This window comes from Spirosoma sp. KUDC1026 (assembly GCF_013375035.1).
Lineage (GTDB): Bacteria > Bacteroidota > Bacteroidia > Cytophagales > Spirosomataceae > Spirosoma.
In genome coordinates, this window is record NZ_CP056032.1 from 2384357 (window position 1) to 2404785 (window position 20429).

Sequence of the window (20429 nt, forward strand, 5' to 3'; positions counted from 1 at the left end):
GTAAAGTAAACTGGCCTCAAATATAGTATACGCACAGACTTCTTATTAGCAAAGACACTGCCGAAATGGTATCACCCCACCATTTTTCGCCTAAACCACTATTCACCGGTAGAACCCGAGCCAACGGGCTGTTCTAGTCCCGTACCGGAAAAAGTTTGAGCTGCCGATCCAGGTCGTCGATGGCCTGTTGTAGTTCGTGTTTGCTAACATTGATCGGCATGTAAAACGCCTTCTTGTCTGATTGCCAGCGTGGCAGTGCGTCGGAACTCAGCCGGATCTGAAAGCAGTAGTCGCCTTTGTCACGGGACGTATTGCTGAAAACAAGAGCTGGTTCGACAAAGGTCAGGCGAGGGGAGAGTTCCCGCTGATCGGCGATGGAGCGCATCCAGTTCAGGAGCAGTTCAACTTCCCAGGTCGAGAGCAGCGGGGCCGTGCAAACGGTCTGCTGCTGCTGAAACTGAGTTTTTAGCCCGATAAGCAACCAGTTTCGATCCATAAACGAGTTGGCATCTGAGCATTCGTAGTCCAGAATATTCAACTCAAATGTGCTGTTATAACCGGTAAGTTTCATGGCTGTAGAAGAGGAAAATACTGACTAAAAAAAGAGAAGCAGGGGGGCAATCCGACGTGTTTTACCCGTAAAGTACGGATAATCAGCGGCTAACGTGACAGGGCAAACTTAATAGTACCAGCATTGTTACTAATGAGTAAGTTAATCAGAATAATTAACAGATTTTTATTTTTCGGTGAAAAATTTGGTTTTTATCGCTGGCCGGTTCCCGCCATTGTCGTACAGACTGAATTAATGACCTAACCGCCTGTTTTTTTGCATTTGCCGATTAAGTACTAATTTCACCAATCCAAATATTTCGATACGCCAAACCCTATGTCAGCTTCCAAACGCGTCCTGATTGCCGAAGACAGCTCTGTTATTCAAAACCTGGCCCGTAAAATCCTTGAGTTTCAGAACTACGATATCACAGCGGTCAAAAACGGCGAGCAGGTGTTGCAGATTCTGGAAAAAGAAGATTTCAGCATTTTACTGCTGGACATCAATATGCCCGTTATGGATGGCATGGAATGCGTTCGTCGCGTTCGGGCTCTTCCCGAGAAGGAAAAAGCAGCCGTTCCCATCGTGGCTATTACGGGAAACGCCCGTAACTATACCGAAGAAGAATTCAAAACCGCCGGTTTCAACGACGTACTGGTGAAGCCCCTCAACTTCGACCGTCTGGTGGAAGTAGTTAATCAATTAACGGACAAATAAGGAGGAAAGGGAGGAGGGAGGAAGGAGAAAAGGGAGGTGTTAGCGCACTTTCTTTTTCTCCTTCCTCCCTCTCCTCCTTTCTCCTTTTCTCCTTATGATCATTACCTTGCTGGGAACGGGGACTTCGTCGGGCGTACCGTTGATTGGGTGCGACTGCGAGGTGTGTCGTTCTGTTGATTTTCGGGATAAACGACTGCGCTCGTCCATTCATCTGGCCGTCGATGGTCGGAGTATTGTCGTTGATACGGGCCCCGATTTCCGGCAGCAGGTTCTTCGCCTGAATCTCAAACAGCTCGACGCGGTGCTGTTCACGCATGAACACAAAGACCATACGGCGGGGATGGACGAAGTTCGGGCCTACAATTTCCGATCGGGGCAGGACATGCCCATCTACGCCCGGCCGTCGGTGCTGGCGCAGCTGCAGCGTGAGTTTGCCTACATTTTTGCCGAAAACAAATACCCCGGTACCCCCCGCATTCAGGTAAACGAAGTAGACAACGAACCGTTCGACGTAGCGGGTGTGCGGATTATTCCCATCGAGGTGATGCACCATAAGCTGCCGGTATATGGCTATCGGATCGGTGACTTTACGTACCTGACCGACCTGAACTATATCTCGGAGCAGGAACTGACCAAAGTGATGGGCACCAAAGTGCTGGTGCTGGACGCACTGCAACGCAATTCGCATATATCCCATTTTACGCTCGATCAGGCCGTTGCCGTAGCGCAGCGCGTGGGCGCCGAACGAACGTATTTTACCCACATCAGCCACAATCTCGGGCTGCACCACGAAGTCGAAAAGGAACTGCCCGCCGGTATCCGTCTCGGCTACGACGGCATGAAAATTCAGGTATAAGACGGGCTGGGTAAACCGTTTTCTGTCTGTTACTGTTAGACAGGAGAGACCCGAACGCCGATGTCAACCCGTATCAAACCCGCCCGTATTTTCTCGGATCAACTGCTTAGTCATTATCGCCAGCAGGGTGACCCTATTGCCGATGCGGTGATTGAGTCTGTCGTGGACGAACAGGGCAAAGGGGGACTACGCTCGCTGATGATCTGGCTGGCCGATACGCAGGATTTTTCGACGGCTAATCAGTCTGCTTCCGTCCAGCAGTTTTTTGCCCAAAATGCTACGCTGCCCGGCTGGGCCAATACCGGTCGAATGGCGCGGGGCATGGCTTTCTTCAACAAATACGTTGGACCGATCAGCCTGGTTCTGGGTTGTTTTTCGCTGCCTTACTGTTACCTGGGAGCCGATGGTGCGCAGGTGCTCTGGTTAACCGAACGTATTAAGAACGATACGTCCCAACGGTTGCAGGAAACAGGCGAATGGCTCTTTGCCGTCAATAATCCAGCCGAATGGCGTTCAACTCAGGCGGTACTGCGCACCCTGAAAGTCCGGCTGATCCACGCTGGTGCGCGTTGGTTTACCCGACACTCAGGCCGCTGGAACGACGACTGGGGCGTCCCGGTCAACCAGGAGGACATGGCCGGTACGAACCTGGCGTTTTCGTACGTTGTGCTACTGGGACTACGTAAAGCGGGCATTACCACAACCGACCAGGCCGAAGAAGATTACCTGCATCACATCAACGTCATTGCGTCGCTGAACGGGCTTACCGACGAGCTGATTCCAGATAACCTTCGGCAGGCCTACCAGTTAGGGCAGACGATTGCCAAGCGCCAGTTTCGTCCGTCGCAGGCGGGCGCGGGGCTGACAAAATCGCTCCTGGAAGCCATCACCAGACAGGTCGCCGGCGACAAACCCGAAGCCACCCGGAACCTCGTGGCGGGCCAAATGCGTTTTCTGATGGGCGATACGTATGCCGACCTGCTCGATATACCCCAGGCGCCCCTTGAAAAAAGATTAGCCGGACTACTGACGCGTCTGCCCATCTTTCCGCTCGTAGCGCCTGCGCCAACGCCGGGTAGCCGACGTGGGTAAGCATGTACCGCACTGTCCTCATTCGATAATGACCGTATTTCAATTAGAACCCATTGCGGCTCTGGCGACAGCGCCGGGCATTGGTGCCATTGCCGTCCTTCGGGTATCGGGCGAGGGGGCCATCGAGATTACCAATCGAATTTTTCGCGGCAAAGACCTGACACAGCAGCCGAGCCACACGGCACACTTTGGCACGCTACGTACCAGCGAAGAGGGTATTATCGACGAAGTGCTGGTAACGGTGTTCCGGGCACCTAAGTCTTTCACGAAAGAGGATGTAGTGGAAATATCCTGCCACGGTTCGGAATTCATTATCCAGCAGATTCTGCGTCGGCTGACCCAGGAAGGCGTCCGGCTGGCCCGTCCGGGTGAGTTTACGCAGCGGGCCTTTCTGAACGGGCAGTTTGATCTGGTCCAGGCCGAAGCTGTCGCCGACCTGATTGCGTCGGATTCAGACGCCAGTCACCGGGCTGCTCTAACCCAGCTACGGGGTGGTTTCTCGAAACAACTGAAAGCGTTACGTCAACAGCTCATTGATTTTGTCGCGCTGGTAGAGCTGGAGTTGGATTTTGGTGAGGAAGACGTTGAGTTTGCCCACCGCGATCGACTGCGGCAACTGATGCTCGACATTCGGCGGGTGCTGCATCCCCTGATCGATTCCTTCTCGGCAGGAAATGTCATCAAAAATGGCGTACCAACCGTTATCGTTGGTAAACCTAACGCCGGTAAATCGACCCTGTTGAATGCCTTATTGAACGAAGAAAAAGCCATTGTCTCCGACATTCCCGGTACAACCCGCGACGTGATCGAAGATGAACTGTTTATCAACGGCATTCGCTTCCGACTGATTGATACGGCCGGTCTGCGCCAGGCGACTGATCAGATTGAAGCGATTGGTATTGAGCGCACGCAGCAGAAAATGCGGGATGCCGCCCTGGTCATTTATCTGTTCGACGGCAAAAACGCTACGCCCGATGAATTAACAGCGGCACTTAGCGAAGTTCGCGAATCGGGTAAGCCATACCTGTTGGTTGGCAATAAACTCGACGCGATAACCGACGACAAACGGCAGGCGTTGGAAGATGCCGCTGGTGAAAAGATCGTCTGGATTTCAGCCGCCCAACAAACGCACCTGGACGAACTGAAAATGGCCCTCTCGACCCGTGTCCGGACCGATGCCGCCGTGCAGACCGGCAGTGCTGTTGTCACAAATGCCCGCCACTACGAGCACCTGACCGGTACCGACGAAGCGCTGGCCCGCGCCATCAACGGCCTTGATTCCGGCGTTACCCCCGACTGGCTCGCCATGGATCTCCGCGTCGCCCTGCAACATCTTGGCGAGTTGACCGGCGAAATTACCACCGATGATCTGCTGGACTCAATCTTCAGTAAGTTCTGTATCGGAAAGTAACCATCGCAACCGTTCAGATTGCTATTGCGCTAATAATCTGATCATCTCCGTAGGCGTAACCACCGGCAAATTGCTCTGATCGACTGATTGGAAATCCTTTATGTTTCCCGTGACGAAATATTGAATGGTGCCGGTTTCCAGGGCAATCTGGTACTGGAAACCGTCTTCCAGATTAGTGATTGCTGTTAGTTGGCTGGCGGTAATAAACGTATTTCTGTTAGCACCGGCTACGTTTAATAAAGTCAGGAAGCTGTTCAGCGCGTCACGCAGTTTCTGTCCTCGTTTGCCTGTTTTTTGCAAGACATAGGCTATCGTGTAGACGCAACCACTGGAGATATACATAGTAAGCCGTTTTTCCTCGGCGGCCAGAAAGAGATCGGTAGCTTCGTCAGCGTAGGTATCAGTTCGGTCCAGGAGCCAGTCGAGCACGACATTTGTATCCGCAAAGATGGTCATAGGCCGTAGCGGTCTTTGTACATCATTTCCCAAATCTGCTTATCCGTTTTTTTGCTGAGTGTGCCTTTGGCAATACCCCGCAATCGTAGCGCGGTAGGTATGGTCGAGGCAGTATCGGGCTGACTACTATCGTCGAGAGACAGCAGTTGCTCGATCATGGCCGACAATGATTTCCGCTGTTGCCTGGCCAGAAGTTTGGCATGGCTGACCACCCGTTCATCAACGGTCAGGGTGAGTTTTACTTTACCCATATACGTATGTTTTTAGTCTATAAGCAAAGATACGTGTAAGGTGACAATGTCTGCTTGTCCAATAAGCTTTCAGGCGATCAGTCTACAAATAAGCAAAGAATAAACCGCTCAATCGTCCGACGTAACAGGTTTCGCCAAAAAGGGGTGAGGTATTCCACAATTGCTTACATTTAAGGAAACTCCTTAACCAAACCCGCATGAGCGATATTAAGAAAGAAGACATCAAGCAGGAGGTATTCGTGCTGTACGACGATTACGCCCATAATCGGATCGACCGTCGTGAGTTCGTACAGAAACTATCGACCTATGCCGTGGGCGGCCTTACGGTGGCGTCGCTGATGAGTTTTCTGATGCCCAACTACAAGGATAATATTCAGGTCAAGACGGATGATCCCCGGTTGAAGGTAGAAACTGTTACGTATCAGTCGCCGAAGGGGGGCGGAGCAATCAAAGGGCAGTTAGCGATGCCAGCCGATACAAAAAAGAAACTCGGCGGGATCATCGTCGTCCACGAAAACCGGGGGCTGAACCCGTACATCGCCGATGTGGGTCGGCGGGCTGCGCTGGCCGGATTTGTGTCAATTGCCCCGGATGCGCTGTCTCCGCTGGGCGGTTATCCGGGAAACGACGATGCAGGCCGTGAGTTGCAGAGTAAACGTAACCGGAACGACATGCTCGAAGATTTTATCGCAGCCTACGATTATCTGAAAAGCCGTGAAGACTGTACCGGCAAAATTGGCGTTGTCGGCTTCTGCTTTGGCGGCTGGATTTCCAATATGATGGCTGTTCGTGTTCCCGGCTTGTCGGCAGCAGTTCCGTTTTATGGCACGCAACCGGCTACCGAAGACGTACCAAAGATCAACGCCCCGCTTTTGATTCACTACGGTGCCCTGGATACCCGCGTCAACGAGGGGTGGCCTGCTTACGAAGCCGCGCTAAAAGCGAATAAGAAAGAGTACACGGAATACATGTACGAGAATGCCAATCACGGCTTTCACAACGATACAACGCCCCGGTACGACAAGGCCGCTGCCGAACTGGCCTGGAGACGTACCATCGATTTTTTTAACGCAAAACTGGCGTAACGCTACGGTAGATTTCGGTCATATCTGCCGATGGGACTACCAAAAGAGCGGGGATGATGCCAGCAAACAGAAGCCAATGGCTGAAATTTCGTACCTTTTGGGTCGAAATTTCAGCCATTGCTTTATCGGCGCAACATGACAAAAATTAGTCTTACCCTCCTCTTTCAGTTCTTCGCTCTTCTCACATTTGCCCAGCAGAATCTGGTTCCCTACGTTCATCCGCTGATTGGTACCGAAAAAATGGGCCACACCTTTCCGGGGGCTACCGTGCCGTTTGGGGCGGTTCAGCTGAGTCCGGATTCGGATACGCTCTCGTACGAATTCAACGGGAAATACAACGGCGATGTCTACAAATACTGCGCAGGCTACAAATACGAAGACAAAACGATTGTCGGGTTCAGTCACACGCACTTCAGCGGAACAGGCCACTCCGATCTGGGTGATTTCCTGATCATGCCCACCCAGGGTGCGCTGCAGCTGAATCCGGGCGTAGCGTCTGATCCCAAAAGCGGTTACCGCTCGGCGTTTTCGCACACGAATGAAGTCGCTGAGGCTGGGTACTACAGAGTGAAACTCGACGATCATAATATCCTGGCCGAACTGACGGCTTCGAACCGCGTCGGCTTTCACCAGTATACGTTCCCCAAATCGGATCAGTCGCATATCATTCTGGATCTGGCGCACGGCATCTACAACTACGACGACAAAGTTGTCTGGACGTACGTGCGGGTTGTGAACGATACATTGATTACAGGCTACCGGCAAACCAACGGCTGGGCGCGTACCCGGACGGTGTATTTCGCGCTGTCGTTCTCGAAACCGTTCAAGTCGTACGGGCAGAAAAACCTGGACAAGCGTCAGGTGTACCGGGGCTTCTGGGGCAAATTTGATCAGACCCGCAACTTCCCCGAACTGGCAGGCAAGCGGCTACGCATGTACTTCGACTTCGATACGCAGGAGGGGGAACAGGTAAAAGTGAAAATGGCCCTGTCGCCCGTGAGTCAGGAAAACGCGCTGGCGAATATGCAGGCGGAGGTACCGCACTGGAATTTTGATCAGGTGAAAACCCAGGCGCAGGCAAGCTGGAACCGGGAACTGAACAAGATTCAGATCGACGCGTCCGATACCGATAAAATCAATTTCTACACGTCGCTGTACCACGCTTTTGTCAACCCGACGACCTATATGGACGTCAACGGGCAGTACAAAGGGCTGGATCAGGGCGTTCATCAGGCCGACGGTTTCACGAATTACACGACCTTTTCGCTCTGGGATACATACCGGGCGCTGCACCCGTTCTTTAACCTGATGCAGCCGTCGCGCAACAGCGATATGGTCGCGTCGATGATGAAACACTACGACCAGAGTACGCTGAAAATGCTGCCGATCTGGTCGCATTACGCCAACGACAACTGGTGCATGAGTGGCTACCACAGCGTATCGGTGCTGGCCGATGCCATCGTCAAAGGTGTCTACAAAGGCGATCCGCAGAAGGCGCTCGATGCCTGCATCGCTACGTCCAACCACCGCAGTTACGAAGGCATCGGGGAGTATATCGACAAAGGGTACATTGCTGCTACGTCTAACGGTACGTCGGTGTCGAACACGCTGGAATACGCGTACGATGACTGGTGCATCGCTCAACTGGCGAAGAAACTGAACCGGATGGACGTGTTTGACACCTACCAGAAACGCGCGCAGAACTGGCAGAATGTGTTTGATAAATCGATCGGTTTCATGCGCCCCCGTCTGGCTGATGGCTCGTACAAAAAAGAGTTTGATACGTACAGCACCCACGGGCAGGGGTTCATTGAGGGGAACTCCTGGAATTTCAGCTTCTTCGTGCCGCAGGATCCGGCCACGCTGATGCAGTACATGGGTGGACCAAAGAAGTTTGCAACCCGACTCGATACGTTGTTCGCGATGAATCTGCCGGATAAGTTCTTCGCCGAAACCGAAGATATTTCCCGCGAGGGAATCATTGGCGGCTACATTCACGGCAACGAACCGGCGCACCACGTAGCGTATCTCTATAACTGGGCTGGCCAACCCTGGAAAACGCAGGAGCGGGTGCGGATGATCCTGAACATGCAGTACAAACCAACCCCTGACGGCCTGGGCGGTAACGACGACTGCGGTCAGATGAGCGCCTGGTACATGTTCTCATCGATGGGTTTCTATCCCGTATCTCCCGGCTCGGATGAGTATTCGCTGGGTAGCCCATCCGTAAAGAGTGCCCGGCTGAATCTGGAAAACGGTAAGACGTTCGAGGTTGAAGCCATTAATCAAAGCGATAAGAACGTGTACGTGCAAAAGGTACTCCTCAACGGCAAGCCGCTAACCAAACCGGTCATCACCCACGCCGATATTACAAACGGCGGCAAACTGACGTTTTACATGAGCGCTAAGCCTGCGAAGAAGTAAGGGAAATTCTCAATAAATAGACAATGCGTTTGATAGTATAGCCAAATTCACTTACATATATTTATCAATTCGATCCATTTGTAACCCTATTCATGCCTTCTTTTACCCCTTACCATGCTAAATACCTTGCCTTTGAGCTTAGCAAGCGTAGTGCAGCAGATAATCTACAAAAATTAGCTTCAACATTAGTTGATGCGCAGGTTGACCTTAATCCGCATCAAGTCGAGGCTGCGTTGTTTGCCTTTCGTTCGCCACTGTCGAAAGGGGCTATTCTGGCCGATGAAGTAGGTTTGGGTAAAACCATTGAAGCTGGGTTGGTGATTTCTCAGAAATGGGCCGAACGTAAACGCAAAATTCTCGTCATTACGCCCGCCAACCTACGTAAGCAGTGGAGTCAGGAATTAATGGATAAGTTCTTCCTGCCATCGACCATTTTGGAGGCTAAATCCTTTAATGATGCCATCAAGGCCAGAAACCTGAATCCATTCGATTCCTCGGTAGTAGTGCTGTGCTCGTACCAGTTTGCTTCAACTAAAGAGGCTTACGTCGAGTCGATCAATTGGGATCTGGTTGTTATCGACGAAGCACACCGGTTACGTAACGTGTATAAGTCTGGTAGCCGGATTGCCAGGTCTATTAAACAATCGCTGACTAATGCGCCGAAGGTATTACTCACGGCTACGCCCCTGCAAAACAGCCTACTGGAACTTTATGGGTTGGTCAGCATTATCGACGATTATACCTTCGGGGACCTGAAAAGCTTTAAGTCACAATACAGCCGGGTGAATGGCGCAACGGATGAAGCTGTCTTTAGTGAACTGAAAGAGCGCTTGAAGCCAGTATGCAAACGAACGCTTCGTCGGCAGGTGCTCGAATATATTCGCTATACCAATCGCATTGCACTGGTTGAGGAGTTCTATCCCACATCAGAAGAGCAGCAACTTTACGATTTAGTATCAGAGTATTTGCAGCAGGATAATTTGTACGCCCTGCCTGCCAGTCAGCGTAAACTCATGACGCTGATTCTACGTCGGCTGTTGGCCTCGTCAACCTACGCTATTTCAGGTACGCTTGGTGCGTTAGTGCATAAACTGGAACATATTGTCGAAACACACACAGCCGAAGGTACAGACGACGTGCTGGCTGAAAGTTACGAAGGGTACGACGAACTAAAAGACGAGTGGACGGACGAAGAAGATGGTACGGAGCCACCTACCTTCAACGAGCAGGACATTGCGTATATCCAGACTGAAATTCAGGCGCTGAAACGCTTTGAGGAATTGGCTAAGTCAATACAAAAAAACTCAAAAGGTGAAAAGCTGTTCACGGCCCTGCAAAACGGTTTCGATCACTTAGCGAGACTTGGCGCTCCACGCAAGGCCATCATTTTTACCGAAAGTACCCGTACTCAGGAATACTTGCGATCATTACTGGAGGCTAACGGCCATGCCGGACGAGTTGTGTTGTTCAACGGAGCCAACACGGATGCAACATCACGCCGGATTTATCAACAATGGCTCGATCGACATCGTGATACAGATCGTATTACCGGGTCGCGGACGGCCGATATGCGGGCGGCACTCGTCGAGTTCTTTCGCGAGGAAGCCACCATTATGATCGCGACCGAAGCAGCAGCCGAAGGTATTAATCTTCAATTCTGTTCGCTGATTATCAATTATGACCTGCCCTGGAATCCACAACGTATCGAACAACGTATTGGGCGTTGCCACCGCTACGGTCAGAAATATGACGTTGTGGTGGTCAACTTTCTGAACAAGGCGAATGCGGCCGATCAGCGGGTGTATCAACTGTTAAATGAGAAGTTCACCCTGTTCAACGGGGTCTTTGGGGCTAGTGACGAAGTGCTGGGAAGTATTGAAAGCGGCATTGATTTCGAGAAACGTATTGCGCAGATCTATCAGGACTGCCGCACACCCGCTCAGATTGAATCGGCGTTCAACGCGTTGCAAGCCGAGTTGGAAGGACAAATTTCGGAGGCTATGCAGCAAACCCGGCGACAATTGCTCGAAAACTTCGACGAAGAGGTTCATGAGAAACTGCGAATCAATCTGCTGGAAAGTAAAGAGTACCTTTCTCGCTACGAAACCTACCTCTGGAACCTAACACGCTATTGCCTGGCCGACCATGCGCATTTTGCCGACGATGCCTATGCTTTCAATCTACAACACAACCCCTTCGCTGACGTAGCGGTGCCGCTAGGTGCATACCGCATTGGCAAAAACATTACCGACTCGCATGTGTACCGCGTTGGGCATCCGTTGGCGCAACGGATTCTGGACCACTGCCGGTCGTTTGTGTTGCCTGTATCTGCGCTTCACTTTGACTATGCGGGTTCGCCTAAACGGATTTCGGCGCTGGAGCCGCTGCTGGGGCAGGGCGGTTGGTTGATGGCTCGCGGGCTGACCGTGAATGCATTTGAAGCGGAAGACCATGTTCTGCTGGCGGGCCTGACCGACGATGGTACGGCCCTTGACCCGGAGCAATGCCACCGCCTGTTTTCCCTAACTGCTACTCAGGACAAACAAGCTGTTGTCATCCCACCAGTCACACAAACACTGCTTTCTGATACCCTGATTCGGCAGCAAAACGCGCTGCTCAGCGAAATTGGCACCCGCAATGAAGCGGATTTTATGCTGGAATTGGACAAGCTTGATAAATGGGGCGAAGACCGGCGAAATTCGCTTAAAATGGCGTTACGTGATCTCGATGAGCAACTGAAGGAAATTAAAAAACAGATTCGGCTGGCACCCAACCTGCCCGAAAAACTTAAGCTGGAACGCGAACGCCGTCGGCTGGATACCGAACGCGACGCAGCCTGGCGACAGTACGACGACGCAGCTAAAGAAATTGACCGTAACAAAGATCAATTGATTGACGAAATTGAGAAAAAAATAACCCAGCATGTACAGGAAGAAACCCTGTTTTGTATTCGCTGGCAACTGAACTAAATGGAAACTATTGACAAATTACCGCTGACATCGCTGGAGATGACTGACCACCAGCGCGAACAGCTTAAGGCTATTTTTCCCGAAGTGTTTACGGAAAGCAACCGCATTGACTGGGATCGCCTGCGCCTGACGCTGGGCGAAGCCGTCGATACGGGTAAAGAGCGTTTCGGCCTCAACTGGCCCGGCAAAGCCGATTGCTTTAAGACCATTCAGCAGCCCAGCCGGGCGACCTTACTGCCCGCGCCCGACGAAGGCGTAAACGCCGATGACACACAGAATGTCTTCATCGAAGGCGATAACCTGGAAGTGCTGAAACTGTTGCAGAAGAGCTACCTGGGGCAGGTGAAAATGATTTACATCGACCCGCCCTACAACACCGGCAACGACTTCGTTTACCCCGACAACTACGGCGAAAACTTAGATACGTACCTGGCCTACACCGGGCAAGTAGACGAACAGGGCCGACGTTTTGCGACCAATACCGACACCGACGGTCGTTTCCACTCCAAATGGCTCAATATGATGTACCCGCGCCTGTTTCTGGCCAAGAACCTGCTGCGCGAGGATGGGGTGATTTTTATCTCCATTGACGATAGTGAGCTAGAAAACTTGAAAAGAATTTGCAGTGAAATTTTTGGTGAGGAAAATTTTATTGAATTGATAATTTGGAAAAAGCGTAGTACACCTCCAAACGACAAAGTAATTGGTGCTAATCATGATTATATACTTGTTTACTGCAAAAGTGTTGAACGGGTTAAGTTAAACCTTCGAGAACGTACCGCAGAACAGTTAAGCAGATATAGGAATCCAGATGATCACCCTAAAGGAGCTTGGACACCAGGAGACCTTATGGCTAATGTCAAAGGAGGGCGTTATGTTCAATCTTTATATTTTCCAATACAAAATCCGAACACAGGCGAAGACCATTATCCATCCTCAAACGGTAACTGGAGATTCAATCAGGATAAGATAAAAAAGCTGTTAGAAAATGATGAAATATATTTTGGTGAAGATGGTAAAGGTAGACCCAAGTTGAAGCGCTTTTTGAGCGAAGTAAAAGAAGGAATAGCATACCCTACCATTTGGGATTTTGCCCCTTTAAACACGGATGGTTCCAAGGAGATGGGAATGCTGCTTGGAAATATGACAATTTTTGACAATCCCAAACCTAGCGGTTTAATCAAAGAGGTTATTAAGATTGGAGCTACTCAATCTGACATTGTTCTCGACTTTTTCGCCGGTTCAGCCACTACAGCACATGCTGTTTTAGAGTTGAATAAGGAAGACGGTGGTAATCGTAAGTTCGTTTGTGTTCAGTTACCAGAGCCAACGGCGGAAGACAGCGAAGCGGGTAAGGCAGGGTATCAAACTATTGCCGACATCAGCAAAGAACGTATTCGCCGGGTAATTAAACGGATTGACCAGGAGCGAGCGCAACTGGTCGAGGAAATCAGGCAGCTTGAGGATTCCATTGCAATTAAAGAAGAGCAAGCCGCCGAACGCCAGCAAACGGCTAATGCGGGCAGCTTATTTACCAATACGGATGCGGTAAAGAATCAGGTAAAAGCCATTCATGAGCAGATTACTAAGCTGCGGGAGAAGATCGCTGAGAAGGAAGCGCAGATTGAACGTATAGACACTACCGACAAAGGCTTTCGGGTGTTTAAGTTGGCTCCCTCTAACTTTAACGTCTGGGACGCCAGCGTCGCCAAAACGCCGGAGGCTATCCAGACGCAACTGTTCAACCACATTGACCACATTCGCGCCGGAGCCACCCAGGCCGACCTGCTGACGGAATTACTGCTCAAATCCGGTTTTCCCCTTACTACGCCCGTTGAAACGCTCACGCTGGCCGGAAAAACCGTTTACAGCGTCGCCGATGGCGAGTTGTTGGTTTGTCTGGAAGAGCAACTAACCCAAGACGTAATCAAGGCAATCGCCGACCGCCGTCCGTCGCGTGTTATCTGCTTAGACGCGGGTTTTCAGCACAACGACCCGCTCAAAACCAACGCTACCTTGCTGATGAAAGACCGGGGCGTTGTAAAATTCCAAACGGTATAGCCTATGATCACCCGCATCGAAATAGACGGCTTCAAGAGTTTCCGCAATTTCCAGATGGAGTTTTCACCCCTGACGGTTATTGCCGGGGCCAACGCGTCGGGCAAGAGCAACCTGTTCGATGCATTGCACCTGCTGTCGCGGCTGGCCGATATGGATTTGAAAGCGGCCTTCAGCGGCCTGCGCGGGGAGCCCATCGAGCAATTCACTTACTACGGTAACGGACAATACGCTGACGAGATGTCGTTCGTCGTCGACCTGCTAGTCGACCAGCAGGTGCGGGATAATTGGGACAGTGAGGCTACGCTAACCTACACGCGATTACGGTATGGATTGAAAATTCGACGGTTACCTGACCAGCAGGATTTAACAGTTTCTTATGAAAGTCTTTATCCTATCCCCTATGATGATGCATGGATCGAGCGTTACCTGCCTGTAGAAACTAGAGAAAGTTGGGTGCCGACGAGAGGGTTAGATTATCGACTTCAATTAAATACGATTTACGATTTCAGTCGGGTATACGGTGTTTACGCGCAAGATGGCTCGTACGAACCGTTTAAGAATGGAGCATTTCAGGGCACAACGGCCAAAGTCATACGGCAAACGTACCTGAGTAGTTTCAATCGGGTAGATACCCCACACTTGCTGGCTGCACGTGAAGAGATACGGAACTGGCGGATATACAACGTAGACCCCGATGTATTGCGTGCTCCAAGCGGGTATCTGACGGATAGTACTATTCTGCCAACGGGCGAAAACATGGCGGCTGTACTATACCGCATTAAACAGACCGATTCGTTTTCGTTTGCCAGTATCCGGCGTAAACTGGCCAATCTGCTGCCTGGTCTGACTGATCTTGATGTTATTGACGACAAAGCCGATCAGCGTTACATCATTCGGGTGAAAAGTAGCGACGGCCGCGAGTTTACATCCCGTGTTTTGTCGGAGGGAACCCTGCGGTTGCTGGTGCTTTGTGTGCTCCAATACGACGATCAGCACAAGGGTGTCACTTGTCTGGAAGAGCCCGAAAACGGTACGCACCCATTTCGCCTAAAATTAGTGGCGCAGCTATTGAGCGACCTGAGCGACAACTTCATGGATACGGATTTTCCGTTGCGGCAAGTGATTGTCAATACCCATTCGCCCCTGTTGGTCAACGAGGTGTTGCAGGTGGAGTTACGTCAGTTTGTATCCGTGTGGTTTACGCAGTTAGTAACCCAGAACGCCTTATTAAACGACCGACGTGTGAGCCTACAGATAACCCGAATACTTCCCGTAGAAACCGAAAAAGAGAGTCGTTACCCTTCCTTATCAGAAACAGAGAAGAAGATTTCGCTTCGGCAACTTCAGCAGTATTTACAGAGCACGGACGTCGAAGATACGCTTAATGACCTATCCCACCTATGAGCCAAGTGATTACGGTAGGCTTTATCACCGAAGGAACAACCGATGTACGTTTCCTAAATAGCATTATCCGTCGAACATTCGACGACCTAACCTGGGAGTGTCAACAAGCAATAGACGTTTATCCGCCAACGGCTTTAACAATATCTAAGATTGGGTTAACTTTCTCTGAGTATGTTCTGGAAGCAGCCAGGGCAGCAGAAGATGACAAACTGATGGTACTCTGTGTTCATACCGACGCAGACGACGAAAGTGATACAAACACGTTTGCTCACCGAATTAGCCCTGCGTTTGCCGATGTAGAGACATGCACAGACGCCGTTTGCAAAAATTTGGTGGCTATTGTGCCCGTGCGGATGACTGAAGCCTGGATGCTGGCCGATAAGGAGGCATTGAAAGCCGAAATTGGGACGGATAAAACAGATGCGCAGTTAGGGCTGATACGGCCGCCAGAAAGCATAGCCGATCCCAAAGAGACGATCAAAGACGCCATTCGGCTGGCGTTCGACCATCGGTCAAGACGTAGTCGTAATCAGGCTTCTATTAGTGATCTTTATGAACCGCTGGGCGCAACGGTTCGTCTGGAGCGTTTGGCTTTGCTGCCTTCGTACCAAAAATTTCAGGAGGCCGTTCGGGAAGCGTTCCGGCGGCTCAACTACCTGCATTAACCCACTATGAAACTCAAATTTGACAGTTCGCAAGCCTACCAGCTTGACGCCATACAAAGCATTGTCGACCTATTCGATGGTCAGCCACTAACCAACGGCGACTATTCTGTTCAGATCAACACCTCCACCGTAGGCGGCTACGGAAGTCTGTTCCAATCCGAACTGGGCATTGGTAACAACATCGTGCTCGATGAAGAGGTACTGCTCAAGAACCTGAACGCCGTCCAGGAGCGGAACGACCTTGAACCAATATCGGGTAAGCAGTTTCGCCAAAACGGCCTGAACTTCTCGGTCGAGATGGAAACCGGTACGGGTAAGACCTACGTCTACCTACGAACCATCTTCGAGCTGAGCCAGAAATACGGTTTCAAAAAGTTTATCATCGTGGTACCCAGCGTCCCGATTCGCGAGGGTACGCTCAAGAACATTGAGATCACGGCCGAGCACTTCCGGAGCCTGTACAACAACATTGAGTTTGAGCATTTCGTCTACGACAGCCGGAAAGCCAACCGATTGCGGCAGTTCGCGACCAGCAACCAGATTCAGTTGATGGTCATTAACATCGACGCCTTCCGCAAAGACTTTTCCGACAGTGAAAGCGAGAAGAAGAGCAACGTCATCTTCAAAGAAAACGACAAGCTTTCGGGTCGTAAGCCCATTGAGTTTGTGCAGGCCACCCAGCCCATTGTCATCATCGACGAACCGCAAAGTGTCGACGGCACACCCCGAGCGCAGGAAGCCATTAAATCACTGAATCCGTCGTGTATTTTACGGTATTCGGCCACGCATCGCAATCCCTACAACCTGGTGTATCAGTTAGACCCGGTTAAGGCATATGCCCTGCGGTTGGTGAAGCAGATTGTTGTCGCGTCGGTGATGGGTGAGAACGCACAGAACGATGCGTATATCAAACTGCTGGAGGTTGACAACAAGAGTGGTATTCGGGCTAGGCTTCGCATTCAGGTGCAGGCTACGGGTCAGATAAAGGAGAAAGATGTTTGGGTGAAGCAAAACGCGGATTTGTTTACGCTGTCCAATGAGCGCGAAGCCTACCGAAACGGATTTGAGGTGCTCGACATCAGTGCCGAACCTGGTAACGAGTTTATCGACTTTACGTCAGGGCGGCTGTACATTGGTCAGGAGCGGGGCGGCATCAAAGAAGATTTGATGCAGGTGCAGATCCGGAACACCATTAAAAAACACCTCGATAAAGAACTCCAGTTGAAAGGAAAGGGTGTCAAAGTGCTGTCGCTGTTTTTCATCGACAAAGTGGCTAACTACCGCGAGTATGATGCTGACGGGAGTCCCCAGAAAGGCAAGTTTGCAAGCTTGTTCGAGCAGTATTACCGCGAGTTGATCCAACTACCCATGTACCGGGAACTGGACGTGTACCCCGTTGAGCAATTGCACGATGGTTACTTCTCGCAGGATAAAAAAGGCGTTTACAAAGACACCACTGGCTCAACCCAGGCCGACGACGACACCTACGCTAAAATCATGCGGAATAAAGAGCAACTGCTGTCGCTTGATGAGCCGTTGAAGTTTATTTTCTCGCACTCGGCCCTGCGTGAAGGCTGGGACAATCCAAACGTGTTTCAAATCTGTACCCTGAACGAAAGCCGCTCGGCGTTCAAAAAACGGCAGGAAATTGGTCGGGGGTTGCGCTTGCCCGTCAACCAGAATGGCGAACGCATTTTCGATAATACCGTGAACAAGCTGACGGTTATCGCCAACGAGAGCTACGACGAGTTTGCGAAGAAACTACAAAACGAATACGAAGACGACTGTGGGGTTACGTTCGGGAAAGTGCCTAAAACTGGCTTTGCCCGCATTATTCGGCTGGTTGGTGAACAGGAAATGCCTATCGGTCGTACTGGGTCAGAGCGTATCTGGGCCGAAATAGTCGGTGGCGGTATGCTCGACGCAAACGGCAAGATTCTGCCCGCCTTCAACCCGAAGCGGGAGGGTTTTACGCTGGGCTTGTCGGACGATTTCAAGGATGTCGAAAACGAGGTTGTTACAATCTTGCAGTCGTATCAGCTTGAGCGGCACATCAAGAAAGACGAAGAACCTAAGCCGCTTCGCATCAATAAGCGGGTGTACTTGGACGAAGACTTTAAACGGCTGTGGGAACGGATTAAGCCAAAGACGACGTATCAGGTTGATTTCGATACCGAAGAACTGGTGCGAAACTGTGTCAAAGCCATCCGTGCCATGGAAAAGGTGGAGCCCGCTACAATTGTCTACAAAGAAGCGCAGTTAGACGTAGCCGTAAAAGGCGTATCCGCGAGCGAAACCAAAGTTTTGTACCACAAAGTACAGTTTTCTGGTGCCCTGCCCGACATCCTGGCTTACCTTCAAAAAGAAACCGAATTGACCCGCCGGACGCTGGTAGATATACTGACCAAAAGCGAGCGCTTGCAGGAATTTGCCATTAACCCACAACGGTTTATGGATGCAGTAGCCGCCGTGATTAAGCACGAACTTCACCAGCTAATGATTGACGGCATTAAGTACGAACGCATCGCGGACCAGGAGTGGAGTATGCGGCTATTCGAAGATTACGAAATCAAAAGCTACCTGGACAGTCGCTTAGAGGTTAACAAATCGGTTTACGATGCGATCGTTTACGACAGTAACGTCGAGCGAACCTTTGCCGAAGCGCTGGATAAGCGGGAAGATGTTAAGCTATTCGTCAAGTTACCGGATTGGTTCAAGATAGAAACGCCCATCGGCACGTATAATCCCGATTGGGCCATTGTCAAACATGAAGATGATACACTCTATTTAGTGCGTGAAACGAAGGATACGCACAATTACGAAAAACTACGTAACTCAGAAGCCGCCAAGATCCGCTGTGGCCGCGAACACTTCAAAGCATTAGGTGTCAACTACAAGCAGATCGTCTTAGCGTCGGAGATTTAGCTTCGCAATATTTTATCCAGTTCTTCGCGATTGCAGACAGAAACAAAGAAAGCAATAGGGCCTATTTTACCAGACGTACCGAAACTGATACCAGCAGATTGCCACAAAAATGGCTTCGAAAAGGTGTAGAGGGCGTTTTCCTGAACAGATAAAGTACGAGCAGATGCATCCCCATACCGCTAATAGCCATAGAAATACCGAAAATAAACCGGAGAGCGCTGTTAGGCCGGTTTGGGCGGCCAAAGCCGTAGCCAATGTAATCAGGCCCATAACCGAAAAAATGGTCATGGGCCTGATCGTTACGTTGCCTGCCGTTTCGTGGCTACCAACTATCCCCCGAGCCAATTACACTGCGCCCTTAGAACTGGACCACTTTACTGAATAACGAAATTGTTAGTTGATCTGATTTCCTACTTGGTTTGACTGCTTTTTATTCCCTTTAATACCTCTTCAGGCGTTCGATAATTCAGCGACTGGTGAAAGCGCCGACAGTTATAAAACTCGAAATAAGCTTGTAAGCCTGCCTCTAACTGCCAGCCATCCTGGTAGGCTTTCAGATAAATATCCTCATATTTTACGCTTCGCCAAAGCCGCTCTACGAATATGTTGTCCAATGCCCGCCCTTTGCCGTCCATTGAGATGCGAATGTTCTGATCGAGCAGGACACTTGTAAAATCATCCGAGGTAAATTGACTGCCTTGATCGGTGTTAAAAATCTCGGGTTGAGGATAGCTCCCTAAGGCCTTTCGTAACACGCCACAACACCAATCAGCCTCCATGGTGTTGGAAACGGACCAACTTAATACGTATCGACTATACAGATCGATGATGGCCATCAGGTACATATATCCGGTCGCCATGGGTACATAGGTAATGTCAGTAGCCCAAACTTGGTGGACCCGCACAATGACCAACCCCCGCAGCAAATAGGGATAAATTCGGTGGCCTATGGCCGGTTTCGAGGTGTTTATTTTAGGATAAATGGCTTCTATGCCAAGTATTTGCATGAGACGCCGAACGCGTTTGTGATTGACACAATAGCCTGCCTTTGCCAGGGCTACCTGCATCTTGCGGTACCCGTACTGCGGAGTTAGCAGGTACTGCTCATCCAGCAAACGCATCAGTAGTAAATCGTCTGATGTGGCTACTACCGGTTGGTAGTAATAGGTTGAGCGGGGCAATCCTACCCACTGGCATTGTTGGCGAATGCTAGTTGATAAAGCTGCATCAAGCAGTGATCGTCGCTGCGAAAGACTCATGGCGTCAACTTTTTTTTGAAAAAAGTCAGTTCCATTTGTAATCGTCCAATCTGCTCATAGAGCAAGGCGGTTTCGGGTTCTGCGTTGGTCGATGTGGGTTTGCAACCTGCCTCGAAAACGGAAGCGGCCCCCTGTAGGAATTGCCGCTTCCAGTCACTGATCTGATTCGGATGAAGCTCGTGGCGTTTGCTGATGACAGCCAATGTATCCTTTTCTTTAAGGACTTCAAGTACTACCTTGAGTTTGAATTCAGAGGTAAATTTACGTTTGCTCTTGCCTTTCATACGGGACTAAATTTAGCCCG

At 50.6% G+C, this 20429-nt stretch carries 16 protein-coding genes; 11 read left to right on the plus strand and 5 right to left on the minus strand.

Features of this window, described 5'->3' with window-relative positions; genetic code table 11:
• Positions 1 to 133: 133 nt before the first annotated feature.
• Positions 134 to 571: a hypothetical protein gene (locus HU175_RS10035; RefSeq protein WP_176566466.1), complete on the minus strand. Its 438-nt coding sequence runs from the start codon at positions 569 to 571 to the stop codon at positions 134 to 136.
• Positions 572 to 886: 315 nt separating this feature from the next.
• Between HU175_RS10035 and HU175_RS10040 the strand changes: the two genes are divergently transcribed.
• The 4 genes from HU175_RS10040 to mnmE all read left to right on the plus strand — a co-directional run bounded on the left by HU175_RS10040 (position 887) and on the right by mnmE (position 4626).
• Complete coding sequence (locus HU175_RS10040; protein ID WP_176566467.1) at positions 887 to 1267, plus strand: response regulator; 381 nt, start codon at positions 887 to 889, stop codon at positions 1265 to 1267.
• A gap of 94 nt (positions 1268 to 1361) precedes the next feature.
• Positions 1362 to 2123, plus strand: a complete 762-nt coding sequence (locus HU175_RS10045; protein ID WP_176566468.1) for an MBL fold metallo-hydrolase — start codon at positions 1362 to 1364, stop codon at positions 2121 to 2123.
• Positions 2124 to 2183: 60 nt separating this feature from the next.
• Complete coding sequence (locus HU175_RS10050; RefSeq protein WP_176566469.1) at positions 2184 to 3215, plus strand: oxygenase MpaB family protein; 1032 nt, start codon at positions 2184 to 2186, stop codon at positions 3213 to 3215.
• Positions 3216 to 3243: 28 nt separating this feature from the next.
• Positions 3244 to 4626 (plus strand): tRNA uridine-5-carboxymethylaminomethyl(34) synthesis GTPase MnmE, encoded by a 1383-nt coding sequence (mnmE, locus tag HU175_RS10055; protein ID WP_176566470.1) that lies wholly within the window; start codon positions 3244 to 3246, stop codon positions 4624 to 4626.
• A gap of 21 nt (positions 4627 to 4647) precedes the next feature.
• On the opposite strand, the gene HU175_RS10060 is transcribed toward mnmE, so the two are convergent.
• Both HU175_RS10060 and HU175_RS10065 read right to left on the minus strand, forming a co-directional pair.
• A complete protein-coding gene (locus tag HU175_RS10060) occupies positions 4648 to 5082 on the minus strand; it encodes a type II toxin-antitoxin system VapC family toxin (protein WP_176566471.1) in 435 nt (144 codons plus the stop codon).
• Positions 5079 to 5333: a DUF6364 family protein gene (locus HU175_RS10065; protein WP_176566472.1), complete on the minus strand. Its 255-nt coding sequence runs from the start codon at positions 5331 to 5333 to the stop codon at positions 5079 to 5081. Before HU175_RS10065 ends, HU175_RS10060 begins: the two co-directional genes overlap by 4 nt.
• A 197-nt stretch (positions 5334 to 5530) precedes the next feature.
• Here HU175_RS10065 and HU175_RS10070 point away from each other — a divergent pair, with 197 nt between their 5' ends.
• The 7 genes from HU175_RS10070 (at position 5531) to HU175_RS10100 (ending at position 18866) form a co-directional block, all read left to right on the plus strand.
• On the plus strand, positions 5531 to 6418 hold the full coding sequence (locus HU175_RS10070) for a dienelactone hydrolase family protein (protein ID WP_176566473.1): 888 nt from the start codon (positions 5531 to 5533) through the stop codon (positions 6416 to 6418).
• Between the two features lie 135 nt (positions 6419 to 6553).
• On the plus strand, positions 6554 to 8842 hold the full coding sequence (locus HU175_RS10075) for a GH92 family glycosyl hydrolase (protein ID WP_176566474.1): 2289 nt from the start codon (positions 6554 to 6556) through the stop codon (positions 8840 to 8842).
• Between the two features lie 92 nt (positions 8843 to 8934).
• Entirely contained in the window at positions 8935 to 11811 is a 2877-nt protein-coding gene (locus tag HU175_RS10080) for an SNF2-related protein (RefSeq protein ID WP_176566475.1), read from the plus strand.
• Entirely contained in the window at positions 11812 to 13872 is a 2061-nt protein-coding gene (locus HU175_RS10085; protein ID WP_176566476.1) for a site-specific DNA-methyltransferase, read from the plus strand. It begins immediately after the preceding gene.
• 3 nt (positions 13873 to 13875) lie between these two features.
• Entirely contained in the window at positions 13876 to 15276 is a 1401-nt protein-coding gene (locus HU175_RS10090) for an AAA family ATPase (RefSeq protein ID WP_176566477.1), read from the plus strand.
• Complete coding sequence (locus HU175_RS10095) at positions 15273 to 15941, plus strand: DUF4276 family protein (protein ID WP_176566478.1); 669 nt, start codon at positions 15273 to 15275, stop codon at positions 15939 to 15941. The genes HU175_RS10090 and HU175_RS10095 overlap by 4 nt, the downstream gene beginning before the upstream one ends.
• A gap of 6 nt (positions 15942 to 15947) precedes the next feature.
• Entirely contained in the window at positions 15948 to 18866 is a 2919-nt protein-coding gene (locus HU175_RS10100; RefSeq protein ID WP_176566479.1) for a DEAD/DEAH box helicase family protein, read from the plus strand.
• A gap of 66 nt (positions 18867 to 18932) precedes the next feature.
• On the opposite strand, the gene HU175_RS10105 is transcribed toward HU175_RS10100, so the two are convergent.
• A complete protein-coding gene (locus tag HU175_RS10105; RefSeq protein WP_176566480.1) occupies positions 18933 to 19154 on the minus strand; it encodes a hypothetical protein in 222 nt (73 codons plus the stop codon).
• 122 nt (positions 19155 to 19276) lie between these two features.
• A protein-coding gene (locus tag HU175_RS10110; RefSeq protein WP_410528567.1) for an IS3 family transposase occupies positions 19277 to 20409 on the minus strand; the annotation gives its coding sequence in 2 pieces (ribosomal slippage) (positions 19277 to 20154 and positions 20154 to 20409; 1134 coding nt in all).
• Positions 20410 to 20429 lie beyond the last annotated feature (20 nt).